At 69.8% G+C, this 12170-nt stretch carries 10 protein-coding genes; 6 read left to right on the forward strand and 4 right to left on the reverse strand.

Translation table 11 applies throughout. From position 1 onward, the window contains the following. Window positions 1-69: 69 nt before the first annotated feature. Both NL115_RS00785 and NL115_RS00790 read right to left on the reverse strand, forming a co-directional pair. Window positions 70-1734, reverse strand: coding sequence for an ATP-binding protein (locus NL115_RS00785; RefSeq protein WP_254831334.1), 1665 nt, complete (start codon window positions 1732-1734; stop codon window positions 70-72). A 58-nt stretch (window positions 1735-1792) separates the two neighbouring features. Further along, window positions 1793-2248 (reverse strand): RDD family protein, encoded by a 456-nt coding sequence (locus NL115_RS00790; RefSeq protein WP_254831335.1) that lies wholly within the window; start codon window positions 2246-2248, stop codon window positions 1793-1795. A 232-nt stretch (window positions 2249-2480) separates the two neighbouring features. Between NL115_RS00790 and NL115_RS00795 the strand changes: the two genes are divergently transcribed. The 3 genes from NL115_RS00795 to NL115_RS00805 all read left to right on the forward strand — a co-directional run bounded on the left by NL115_RS00795 (window position 2481) and on the right by NL115_RS00805 (window position 6169). After that, window positions 2481-3134 carry an AIM24 family protein gene (locus NL115_RS00795; RefSeq protein ID WP_254833126.1) on the forward strand — a complete coding sequence of 218 codons (654 nt, stop codon included), beginning with the start codon at window positions 2481-2483 and terminating at the stop codon, window positions 3132-3134. 304 nt (window positions 3135-3438) lie between these two features. Beyond that, on the forward strand, window positions 3439-4524 hold the full coding sequence (locus NL115_RS00800) for a sensor histidine kinase (protein WP_254831336.1): 1086 nt from the start codon (window positions 3439-3441) through the stop codon (window positions 4522-4524). Window positions 4525-4552: 28 nt separating this feature from the next. Next, window positions 4553-6169: a bacterio-opsin activator domain-containing protein gene (locus NL115_RS00805; RefSeq protein WP_254831337.1), complete on the forward strand. Its 1617-nt coding sequence runs from the start codon at window positions 4553-4555 to the stop codon at window positions 6167-6169. Between the two features lie 11 nt (window positions 6170-6180). Here the strand turns inward: NL115_RS00805 and NL115_RS00810 are convergent, their stop codons facing one another. Beyond that, window positions 6181-6756 (reverse strand): response regulator, encoded by a 576-nt coding sequence (locus NL115_RS00810; RefSeq protein ID WP_350355269.1) that lies wholly within the window; start codon window positions 6754-6756, stop codon window positions 6181-6183. Between the two features lie 256 nt (window positions 6757-7012). Here NL115_RS00810 and NL115_RS00815 point away from each other — a divergent pair, with 256 nt between their 5' ends. The 3 genes from NL115_RS00815 to NL115_RS00825 all read left to right on the forward strand — a co-directional run bounded on the left by NL115_RS00815 (window position 7013) and on the right by NL115_RS00825 (window position 9639). Continuing rightward, a complete protein-coding gene (locus NL115_RS00815; RefSeq protein WP_254831339.1) occupies window positions 7013-7420 on the forward strand; it encodes an ArsR/SmtB family transcription factor in 408 nt (135 codons plus the stop codon). Between the two features lie 5 nt (window positions 7421-7425). After that, window positions 7426-7647, forward strand: coding sequence for a hypothetical protein (locus tag NL115_RS00820; RefSeq protein WP_254831340.1), 222 nt, complete (start codon window positions 7426-7428; stop codon window positions 7645-7647). Between the two features lie 144 nt (window positions 7648-7791). Further along, the gene (locus tag NL115_RS00825; RefSeq protein ID WP_254831341.1) at window positions 7792-9639 is read left to right on the forward strand and encodes a sensor histidine kinase; all 1848 of its coding nucleotides are present in this window, start codon (window positions 7792-7794) and stop codon (window positions 9637-9639) included. 212 nt (window positions 9640-9851) lie between these two features. Here NL115_RS00825 and NL115_RS00830 read toward each other — a convergent pair whose 3' ends face one another. After that, window positions 9852-11975 carry a heme-binding protein gene (locus NL115_RS00830; RefSeq protein WP_254831342.1) on the reverse strand — a complete coding sequence of 708 codons (2124 nt, stop codon included), beginning with the start codon at window positions 11973-11975 and terminating at the stop codon, window positions 9852-9854. Between the last annotated feature and the right edge of the window lie 195 nt (window positions 11976-12170).

Consider the following 12170-nt stretch of genomic DNA (forward strand, 5'->3'; position numbering starts at 1 on the left):
TCCGGTCCCGACCAGCGTGCTGGATGTGCCCGCGGGCTCACGACCGGATTGGTCAGCGGAGCAGCCGCATCACGGATCGACCGCCGTCCCGTAGAGGCGGACGGTCACGCGGCTCCCGCGGGGGTCGTTCTCGGCGAACTCGAGCTCCCAGCCCAGCTGGGTGACCGCCCAGTTGACGAACCAGAGGCCGATGCCCTGCCCGTGTTCGAGCGGCGTCTCGTCGCCGGCGGCCAGGAGTCGCCGTTCCCGCTCCGGAATCCCCGGCCCGTCGTCTGCGACCGTCAGCTCGGCGGCCGCCTCCGTGCCCTCCCTGACGATGACCTCGACGTGAGGCGAGGGCTTGTCGGCGTGTGTGAGCGCGTTGTCGACGAGTTCGGACAGGACCTGCTGGACGACCTGCCGGTGCGACCGGAGCACCAGCTCGTCCGGGCGGTCGACCGAGATATCGCCGTCGTGGTCGCCGCCGCGGTACTGCTCGGCGACGGTCGTCGCCACAGCCGCGAGGTCCACACGCTCCGGTGACGCCATGCTGGCCGTCATGAGCTCCTCGGCCTCCCTGGCCCTGTCGCTGAGTGCGACCAGGTCGGTGGCACCCTCCCGGATCGCGTTCCGGGTGTCGGGGTCGTCGATCCGGTCCGCGTGGGCGAGGACGATATCCAGCTCGTTCCGCACGTTGTGCCGGAGGGCGCGGTTGAGCACCGTGAGGCGTTGCTCCCGTGTTCGTCGCTCGGTCACGTCACGGAACAGCACCGCCCTGGCGACGGGGTCGCTGTCGCGGTCCTCGTCGGCGTTCCGGCTGCCGACCGCCGACACGCTGAACCGGAACTGTCGGCGCCCCCGCGTCGTCCGGAGCCCGACCGTTCCGGTGGCACCGGCCGAGAGGTCCCGCTCCGCGATGCCGTCCGCGACCGACTCGATAGACGCGCCGATCAGTGCCGCGGGGTCGCGGTCGAACAGCCGTGCCGTCGTCGCGTTCGCGTCGATGATTCGGTTCTCCCAGTCGACGACCACGACCGCCTCCTGCAGGTCCTCGACGACGCGTGAGCGGGCGACGTAGTCCGCCTTCGGGAAGCCGGTCAGCACCGGATACCGCCACACCGCGACGCCGAGGAGTCCGCCGGCCAGGAGGAGCCCGAGCGTCACGCCGTCGGCCGCTGTCTCGGGGCGCCCCATCGAGCCGAGCAGATACGGCGCGCCCACGCCGAGGAGCAGGACGGCAACCTGCAGCGCCGAGACCCGGTCGTGACGCCGGCCGAGCCCGACCAGGAGGTACGTCCCGTACAGCCACACCGCCAGCAGGTAGAGGAGTTCCGTCCCCACGAGCGACGCGAAGGCCGGCTCGACGGCCGACTGCGACGGGGCGAGCGCGATGACGACACCGGCGAGGACCACGGGGAGGCCGATGCCGGCCAGCATCGCGACACGCCACACCGTCAGCCCGGTGCCCCGGCCGGTGTAGCCCAGCGTGTACAGCGTCCACAGCCCGGGGGCGAACAGCGCACATCCGATCTGTCCGAACTGCAGGAGCGACGCGACGTGGGAGTCCGCTGGGACGACGGGGAGCTCGGCGACGAGCGAGAACGCCGCCCAGAGAGCCAACGTGGCGGCCAGGGCGGTGAACGGGCCCGCACTCGGTCGCTCACGCGAGCGGAACGCGGTCCAGGTCACCCAGCCGAGGAGCGCGACCGCTGCGGCGTCGAGGGCGACGGCGGCGAGCGTGGCTACGACCGCCACGGCACATCACCTCCCGGAGGCGCTCGCCCCGCGTGCGCGAGGCGAGATGCGACGGTGGTCACCGCCTGACGACGACCGTGCCGCCGAGTCGGTCGCCGAGCCGGCGCGGCTGGCCCGAGACGAGAACGGAGAGGATTCCGATGCCGTAGCCGAACGGGAGCCAGTCGACGAGCCGGACGAGGTTGCGGACGAGCGAGGAGCGCAGCGAGAGGGGCGTGCCGTCCTCGCGCTCGACACGGATACGCACGAGTGCCTTCCCGACGGTCCGCCCGAACCGCCACTCGCTCAGCGTGTGATAGCCGACGCCGAGGCAGAGCCACAGCGCGAGCGCCGCGCTGGCCGGCCCGCCGTCGAGATCGGCATCGGTTCCGTTCGCCACGGTCTCGATCTGTCCGGTCGCGGCCGCGACCGCGTACACGGCCACGAACAGGAGTCCGAACCAGATCACCGAGTCGATCGCCATCGCGACGCCCCGGATTCCGAGGCCGCACTGGTCGGAACTGTCGTGTTGCATGAACGACGAACGGGTCGGGACGGACAAAGACCCGGAGGCGGTGTTTCCGGCCGTGAGACGATGCCGGAGTCCGTGGCGCGGGCGCGAGACGACGTTCGCGGTCGAACGGCTCGGCCGGAGTCGAGGCCCCGGAAGTACGGCCGCCGTCCGTCTCGCATCCGGAGACACCGCCTCCGGGTTCTTGTCCCGCTGGGCCCACGGACCGATAGAGCCGCCCTGGCTCTGTGAGATGATGGATATCGATCAGTTCAAGTCCCAACACCTCCCGACGGAATCGGACCGGACCTTCCAGTGCGAGAACAGCTACACCCTCGACGCCGCCGTCGACGGCGCCGTGATGGCGAAGGCGGGGTCGATGGTCGCCTACACCGGCGACCTGTCGTTCACCGGCCAGGCCTCCGCCGAGGGCGGCATCACCGGCTTCCTCAAGGAGGCCGCCACGGGCGAGGGAACGCCGGTGATGGAGGTGGAGGGCGAGGGACACGTCTACCTCGCCGACAACGAGAAGAAGGTACAGATCCTCCAGCTCGGCGCCGACGACGCCATCACGGTCAACGGCGAGGACGTGCTGGCGTTCGAGTCCGGGCTCTCCTACGAGATCAGCACCATCGACAGCCTGGCCGGCTCGTTCGCCGGCGGGTTCACCAACGTCTACCTCGAGGGCCCCGGCCACGTCGCCATCACCACCCACGGCGATCCGATCGTGTTCGAGCCACCGGTCGCGACCGATCCGAGCGCGACCGTCGCGTGGAGCGGCGTCTCCCCCGAGGTGGAGGTCAACTCCAGCCTCTCGGACATGGTCGGCCAGGAGTCCGGCGAACGCTTCCAGATGGACTTCGCGGGCGACGCGGGGTTCGTCGTCGTCCAGCCCTACGAGGAGCTCTGAGGCCGACGGAACGCCGCATCCACGTCGGGACCCGCATCGCTCGCTGTCGAGCCACTTCCGTTTCCCGGATGGGATTGCCCCCGACACCTCGTCGCAGGTCCGCTCCCGGCGGCGACTGCACACTTTGATACGCCGTCGCATACACCCTTTCGGCACTACTAGAGTGAGGGGCTATGGGTTTCCCACACCAACCGACGACACATGATGCCGAGCACAGCCCGACGCGACCCCCGCCGGTCGGGGGCTATCCGCCCGATTGCCCGGTGCGGGACCGCCGGTCGCCGACGGGAGCCCGGTGGTCGTTATGGATGACGACCGTTCTTCGCCCGGGAGCGGCGCCCCCTCGGTCCCCATCGAATCGATTCCGGAGCCCGTCGTCGGCTACGACGTGGAGGGAGAGCCGGTGATAACGGAGACGAACAGTGCCTTCGAGACCTCGTTCGACGCGGGGGCGCCCGGAACGGCCGTCCGGGAGTGGCTCCGGACCGTCGGTACCGCCGAGACATCGATGGACGAGGTGTGTGCGCGGCTCGCCGACGCCGCGCCCCTCGACACCGAACTGCGGCTCCGCGGCGATGCCGGGGACGAGCGCTGGTACCGGCTCCGGACACTCGATACGGCCGATGGGGACGGTGGCTACCTTCTGGTGACTGAGGAGTCGACGTGTCCCGACGGGATAGAGGCCGACCGGCTCGCCAGCGTCATCAGCCACGACCTCCGGAACCCGCTGGACGTGGCGAGCGCACACCTCCGTGCGGCCCGCGAGACGGGGAAGGACGAGCACTTCGACCAGCTCGAACGGTCACACGACCGGATGGAGCGGATCATCAAGGACGTGCTCACGCTGGCCCAGGGGGAGCGCACCCTCAACGTCGTCGCAGCGGTCGACATCGAGCGCGTCGCCGCCGAGGCGTGGGCGACCGTCGACACCGGGGCGGCATCCCTCGCGCTCGCGGCCGACCTGCCGGCAATCGATGCGGACCCGGACCGGCTCCAGCGGCTGTTCGAGAACCTGTTCCGGAACAGTGTCGAACACGGTTCGACGAGCCCTGCTTCGCGCACTCAGCAGGACAGTGTCGAACACGGTTCGACGGGCAGTCGGACGGAGTCCGGCGACGGGACGGACGACGGCGGCGTACAGGTCCGTGTCGGACGTACGGGCGACGGCTTCTTCGTGGCCGACGACGGCCCCGGCGTCCCGGCCGAGGAACGTTCGCGCGTGTTCGACCCGGGGTACAGTTCGGACGGGTCGGGCGACGGCACCGGGCTCGGACTGACGATCGTCGAGCGGATCGCGACGGCCCACGACTGGACCGTCTCGCTCACGCGGGGACCGCTCGGCGGCGCACGGTTCGAGTTCCAGCCGATCGAGGCGACGCGATCGACGTGACGACGGCGACGACCGAACACGACCACCAATGGACAACCGACTGGAACAGGCCCCGATAGGGGTCATCGAGACGACGACCGCGGGAGCGGTCGTGGCGGTCAACGGGACCGCCGCGAGGATGATCGAGAGCGACCCCGAGGCGCTGCGGGGGGCCGACCTCCGGGACCGGTTCCCCCGGTCGGCAGCCGGGACCCTCCGGGAGGTGTTCGACGACGGGCCGACCTCGCGGTCGTTCGAGGAGTACTACCCGCAGCTGGACCGGTGGCTGGCGGTCGATATCCAGGTGGAGGAGACGGTACTGGTGTACGTCCGCGACCGCACCGAGGCCCACGAGGAGGCCAGGCAGGTCGAGCGACTGGAGCGGCGACTGGACCGGATCGAACGGATCAACACGCTCGTCGTGACGGTGCTGCAGCGGGTCATCGGCGCGTCGGACCGAGGGGATATCGGCCGGACGGTCTGTGAGGGCCTGGGCGGGACCGACCTGTACCGGTTCGTCTGGGTCGGCGAGCGCGAGTTCCCCGACGAGCGACTCCGGTCGCTCGCCGCCGCGGGGGACGCGCCCGACCTGCGCAACCGGATCGACGACGCACTGACGGACGGGCGGGCACTCCCCGAACAGGAGGCCGTCACGGAGGGGGAAACACGCATCGTCGACGCCATCGCCGAGGACGATGCCGTCCCGCGGGCGGTCCGCCAGGCGGCGTTCGGCCACGGCCTCCGGTCGTGCCTCGCGGTCCCGCTGGCGTACGAGGGGACCGTGTACGGCGTCGTGTCGGTGTACTCCGGCCGGGAGGAGGGGTTCAGCGAACAGGAGCGGGTCGGCCTCGAGACGCTCGGGCGCATCGCCGGGTTCGCCATCAGGGCGCTCCGCCAGGAGGACCTGCTGGTGGCCGACACCGTCACCGAGGTGACCCTCGCGGTCCGCGAGGAGACGGTCCCGTTCGTCCGGGTCGCCCGTGAGGCGGGCTGCCGGCTGTCGCTGGACGGGGCCGTCCCACGGGGTGACGGTGCCGTCGTCTGCTATCTCGGGGCCGACGACGACGAGGCGGCCATCGCGGAGCTGCTCCGCGACCACGCGGCTGTCACCGATGTCAGGTGGGTCCGGTCGGAGGGGGACCCGCTCCTGCAGGTCACGGTCACCGGCGAGACGCCGGTCACCACGCTGGTCGCCTGGGGAGCGACGGTCCGGACGGCCGAGTACACCGCGGACGCGGTTCGGCTGGTCGCCGAGGCGCCGCCCGACGGCGATGTCCGCCGGATGGTCGAGACCGTCGACGACACGGCCGGCGAGACCACCCTCGTGTCGAAGGAAGAGCGCACCCGGACCGCCGACACGGCCGAGGCATTCCACGACGCACTCGACGAGCGGCTGACCGACCGACAGCGGACGGTCCTGCGAACCGCTCACCTGTCGGATTACTTCACCTCGCCGCGGGGGAGCACGTCCGAGGAGGTGGCAGAGACGCTGGACATCGCGGGGTCGACGATGCTGTACCACCTCCGACGGGCGCAGCAGGAGCTGGTCGATGCCTTCTTCGAGGCCGCCAGGGATGCAGCCGCGACCGACGGTGCGCCCACCACGGCGGACGGTGACCACGCCACGGCCGAGGGGAACCACTCCACCAGCGACGACGACCGCTGACCGGTCGCCGGCTACCTATCGATTCCAGAGAACGACGAGAGCAGTTCCTCCGCCTCGGGCAGCAGGCTCCGGACCCGGGTCTCGATCTCCGCGAGGTGCTCCTCGATGTCGGCGAGCCGCTCGTTGTTCGCGGTCTCCTCGGGCAGGAGCTCCGCGGCGACGACCGCCCGCTTCGACTCGAGCTGGAAGTACTCCCCGAGCAGCTCGTACGCGAGCACCCGGCACTGCTGATCTACGGCGGCGTAGAGGTCCTCGCGCTCGACGGGTTTCGAGAGGTAATCGTCGAACGGCATGTCCAGCACGCCCAGGTCGGGGTCGATCGCCGTCACCATTATCACCCGGGTCCGGAGCTCCCGTTCCCGGAGCCGGTCGAGCACCTCGTCGCCCGACAGGCCCGGCATGTGTCGGTCGAGCAGCACCACGTCCGGTTGGTGTCCGCCATCGACGGTGTCGAGTGCCTCCTCCCCCCCGTACGCGACGGTCACGTCGGCGACGTCCTCGAGCCGGAGTGCGTAGGCGTCCGCGACGCGCTTCTCGTCGTCGACCATAAGCACCGACGGCTCCCTCACCCGCATCTCCTCACCCATTCTATCGTCCGGTACGACCTCATCGTAGTAATATCCCGGGTCCCGAGCCGGAGAGGCCTCCGCCGACCGCTCCGGGCCCGGAGCCCCCGTCGAGTGGCTGCCGTCGGGTGGCCGGTCGCGAGCCGGTGCCGCGGACGATGAGCGGCCCGGACGAGGGCTCGGGCCCATCTCTGCATTACTAGAGTGGGTGGTCGGCAGGAGTTGCGCATGGTAGCACCGGACTACAGGGGGCTATCGTGGGTGGATGGAGATGAAGATGCGAGACGATAGCCCTCCCCTCCGCCCGTCGGCCGATACCCCGAGTCAGCGTTCCGGCGGCTCCGAGCTGACGGTCGACGCCGACGAGTTCCTGTCGCTCCTCGGTGACGAGTACACCCGAGAGATACTGACCACGCTCGGTGAGCAGTCCCTGTCGGCTCGAGAGATCGTCGACCGTTCGACCGTGTCGCGCCCGACGGTGTACCGCCGCCTGGACCGCCTGGAGGAGGCGGGACTGGTCGAGACGACGATGAGCCTCCACCCGGACGGCCACCACCGGAAGGAGTTCCGCATCGTCGTCGAACGGGTCGAGCTGCGGCCCGGGGACGATACCCTGGTCGCCGGGGCGGATTACCGGACGGCCGACAGCTCGGACGAGCGCCTCCCCGTCCACGCCTCGGACTGACCCGCATGAACGTCTCCAGAATCGCTGCCCCGCTCTACCCGCTCGGCCTGGTCCTCGCCAACCTCAGCGCCGGGGTGGGGCTCTACGAGACGGGAGCACTCGGGTTCTCGTTGCTCCTCTGGCTCAGTGGGGGGCTGGTGCTTCTGGGGCTCGCCCTCTCGGTCGGCCACAGCCTGACCGGCTCGCTGCAGGACCCGGTCGAGGACCGGCGGTGGATGCCCTTCTGAGGTCGGTCCCCTGCCGGGCCTGCGGACGAACCGCTGCGGGCGTCGGCGTGGCCCCCGTGACCGACCGTGGGCGAAGGGTTAACAATCTTGCCTCCCACCGCCGCATATGGCCGGGAGGAGCTACGACTCCCGTCGATTCAGGACATGAGCCGCGTCTCCCTCCTCCCGGACCCCGTCCGTTCACGATACGCGCTGAAGCTGCTCGGCGTCGCCCTGGTCATCGTCCTCGTGATAACGGCGCTTACGACGATGACCGTGCTCCAGATCTCCGATCGTGTCCGGGACAACCAGCTCCAGTCGGTCGAGACGAACGCCGAACTCGAGGCCCGTGCGCTCGGCCAGTGGATCGATGGCAAACAGCAGGTGGTGCGGACGCTCTCGAATCACGAGGGGGTGACACCGGTCTCGGAGAACCGCACCCAGGCCACGCTCGTGAGCGAACTCGACACGCTCTCCGACGAAACGGCCTCGCTCTCGGTCGTCGAGCGACGCCCGGACGTGTACTCCAACGGGACGGACGAACCCATCGTCGCCAGCACCGAGACACGGCTGGTCGGCCGGCCCCTGTCGGCGACCGATATCGACTGGAAGCCGACGGTCGGGTTCAACTTCGATGACACCGACGACGTGACCCTCTCGTGGGTGTACACGGACGGCAACGACACCCTGGTGGCGCTGGCCTCGCCGACGCCGGACGGCGACCACGTGCTGGTCGCCGAGTACCGAACCAGCGCCCGGGCCGAGCGGTTCACCAGTGCCATCTCCGGGACCGAGACCCTCGTCCTCGGGGGGTTCACCGGCTACGTCCTGTTCGACGAGAACGAATCCAGTGGAATCACCCCCTACGAGGGTGACCGGGACAGCACGGCCATCGGGCGAACCATCCTCGCCTCCGAACCGGGCACCGAGATACGCGGGTCGGTGCTCACCGACACCGAGGTCAAAGGGTACGCCAGCGTTCCGGGGAACGAGGTCGACTGGGTGGTCATCAAGGAGGTACCGCGGGCGACGGCCCTGGCAGTGACCGATCGCGTCCAGCGTGACCTCTGGCTGCTGGTCGGGCTCGTCCTGCTCGGCTTCGGAGTCGTCGGAGTCGTCATCCAGCGGGGGCCGATCCGGTCGATACAGCGGTTAGCGGAGCAGGCGAACGCGATCGCCGAGGGTGACCTCACCGCCACCATCGACACCGGCGACCGGCGTGACGAGGTCGGCGAACTGCGGGCGGCATTCAGCAACACCAAGGAGTACATCCGGACGATCACCGAGCAGGCCGATGCCCTCTCCAGGCAGGAGTTCGACGACGACAGTCTGGACGCCGACATCCCCGGTCGCGTCGGGGACTCGATGGCGACGATGCGGGACGACCTGCAGCAGTTCATCACGCGACTCGAGGTCTTCAACCGCATCCTCCGCCACAACCTCCGGAACCAGCTCGATATCATCAACAGCCACGCGGAGGTACTCACCGACGACGAGCATCGGGAGGCGATCCTCGCGGCGACCGACACGCTGGCCACGATAGGAAACCGCGCCCGCCGCATCGACCACATCATGTCCAAGGAGCTCCGGCCGACGAGGGTCGACCTCGCCGACCGGGTGGAGGCAGCACTGACCGATGTCGAGACCGAGGATGTGAGCGTCGAGGCATCCGTCCCCGACGGGGTCAGGGTCGTCACCGATGCGGAGATACTCGCCATCGTTCTCCGGAGCCCGCTGGAGAACGCGGTCGCCTACGGTGGCTCGAGCGTCACCGTGTCGGCCGCATCGACCGACACGGGCTGTCTCATCGAGATCTCCGACGACGGGCCGGGGATTCCCGCGGCCGAACTGGAATCGCTGGCCGCCGAGCAGGAGACGGCGCTGCAACACGGTCGAGGGCTCGGCCTCTGGGAACTGAAGTGGGGCGTCGACGGACTCGACGGGACCCTCTCGTTCGAGACCGACGACGGGACGACGGTGACTATCGAACTGCCGGATCTCGACCGGGAGTGACGAGGGGCCCCGTTCCCCGCCGAGCGACGGGTGAGGAACCCGTTGGATTCCGCCGGCCCTGTCCAGTGAGCCGCCCCACCGTGGGTTGTTCGTGGGGGTGAGACAGCGCGTCCAGGCGCGGCAGGGGCGTTCCCTCCATCGGTATTGGGAGCCTCCACGGGCCCGCCATCGGGTCATCGGACCCCCGGCAGGGTCGTCGACCGAGAGCGCCGCTACGCCAGGAAGACGTGGCGCGGCCGGTCGGCCAGCACCTCGCGGCCCCACTCGACCGTGTCGCGGAACGCGTCCGAGCGGAAGAACGCCATCGCGTCGTCGCGCGAGCGCCACTGGCTCGCGATGAACATGTCGTTCTCGTCCTCGCGGTTGACCATCAGGTCCGTATCGAAGTGGCCCTCCATGTCGGCGAGCATCCCGCCCACGTCACCGAAGGTGTCGACGAACTCGCCCCGGTAATCCGGTTTCACGGTGTAGAACATCCCCATCGTGCCGAAGCCGGACTCCTCGCCGGCCCGCTCGACGACGCCGGGCAGGTCTGCGAGGAAGCCACTCGCGGTATCGGCGGCATCGGCGGTGTCCCAGATGCTGACCACGGCGGTCCGGTCGCCGTTCCCGTGGCTGGCGTCGCCGTCCTCGCCGCCCTCGCCGGGCGCCCCACGCGCGTCGTACAGCGCCGTCTTGACGTGCGTGTCGTAGTGGTCGAACCGCTCGCGCATCCCGAACACCTCGTCGGCGAGTTCCCCGGCGTCGGCCTCGGAGTAGAGGACGACCGCGTACACGTCCTCGCCGTGGGGCTGCCCGGCGTAGACATCCAGGTCCTGGAGTTCCTCCCGGAGTGACTCCGTCTCCGCGTCGTCGGTGCCCGCGGTACCGTCCTCAGCGTCCGCGTCGCCGTGTTCGCCGTCGGCCTCGTCGGCCGCATCCTCGTCGGCGGCGTTGTCGCCGCCCGGGAGCGGGCCGCCGACGCCGCGCTCGACGTCGGTCAGGTCGCCGAGGAAGCCGCTGGCGGTGTCGGCTGCCCGCTGGTTCGCCCACAGACTGATGGCCACCGAGCGGCCCTGGTCGGCCCGCACCGTCGTCAGGACGTGCGTGTCGTAGTGGTCGAAGTTGCTCCGGAGCCCGTCGACCTCCTCCATCAGTGCCTCCGCGTCGGCGTTCGAGTAGAAGACGAGTCCGTAACCCGCCCCGGAGTGGTCGTCGGTGTCGACACCGAGGCTCTGTATCTCCCGCTGGATGGCCTCCTGCTGTATCTCCTCGTGCGGGGCCTCGTCGGGGGTCTGCGGCCGGCCGCCGCCACCGGTGTCGGGGTGGTCGCCGTCCGAGTCGTCGCTCGTCTCGGCTGCGTCACCGCTCTCGCCGGCGGCGTGGGGATGCCCGCCGTCGTCGCTCGCCTCGCCGTGTGCGTGGCTCCCGTCCTCGTCACCGTGCGCGTGGCTGACTGGTGTCGACTCGTCACCATGCGCGTGTTCGGCCTCGGCGCTGCGCTCGCTCGCGGGCGCGTGGCCGGTCGTGTCCGCACCCTCGCTCCCTCCGTCGCTGGGGACGGCCTCGCCCGCGAACAGCGCGGGCAGGTCCGCCGGCGGGAACCGCTGGCCGAAGTAGAACGTACCGAACTCGGCGTAGCGCGAGGATGAGGGGTCGAACCGCATCTCGTACAGGAGCTTCTTGATCTGGGTCGGGTCGTCGGCGAACAGCGTGACGCCCCACTCGTGGTCGTCGAGGCCGACGCTCCCGCTGATGATCTGGGTCACCTTGCCGGCGTACTCGCGGCCGATATCGCCGTGGGCGCTCATCAGGTCCGCGCGCTCGTCGAACGGGAGGTCGTACCAGTTGTGGTCCGGGCCGCGGCGCTTGTCCATCGGGTAGAAGCAGACGTGCGCCATGTCCGGAATCTCGGGATAGATGCGCTGTTGCATGTAACGGCGCATCCCTGCATCCTCGACGTTCTCGAGGCCCGCGTCCAGGTCGTCGTGCATGTAGCCCGAGACCTCCGTCACGGAGAGGTAGGAGTCGGTCTGCTCGGTGTAGCCGGCCAGCGCCGTCCCCTCGAACGCGCGCTCGGCGCGGTCCAGCGCCGCCAGCGTCGGCCGGAGGTGCAGCACCATGAAGTCGGCCTTGTGGCCGACGACGGAGAAGACGGCCGTGCCGCCGTCCTCGCCCTCGACGTCGGCGAGTGCCGCGTGGCGTTCGAGGTAGTCGACACCCTCGTCCAGTGCACGCTGGCGCTCGCGGTCAGGCGCGTCGCGCCACGCGTCCCAGTCCACACTTCGCAGGTCGTGGAGCACGTACCAGCCCTCCTCCGTCGGCGGGGCCCGTCGACGTTCGGCGTCGTCGCTCATACCCCACCCTTGTCCCCCGGTGGTCAGGGGTCTTGCGGTTCGGAGTTCGATGAGGGTGAATCACCGTTCCGCTCACGTTGGGGCAGTCGTCCGTTGTTGGGTCGGCCCCGTTGAAACCCTCAGCACCTGATAGGAACAGCTTGCTGACTATAGAGAGTGAGTTCAGCAGCGGTCAGTGTCCATCTCACCGGAAGA

It is taken from the genome of Haloglomus salinum (assembly GCF_024298825.1).
GTDB classification, from domain to species: Archaea; Halobacteriota; Halobacteria; order Halobacteriales; family Haloarculaceae; genus Haloglomus; species Haloglomus salinum.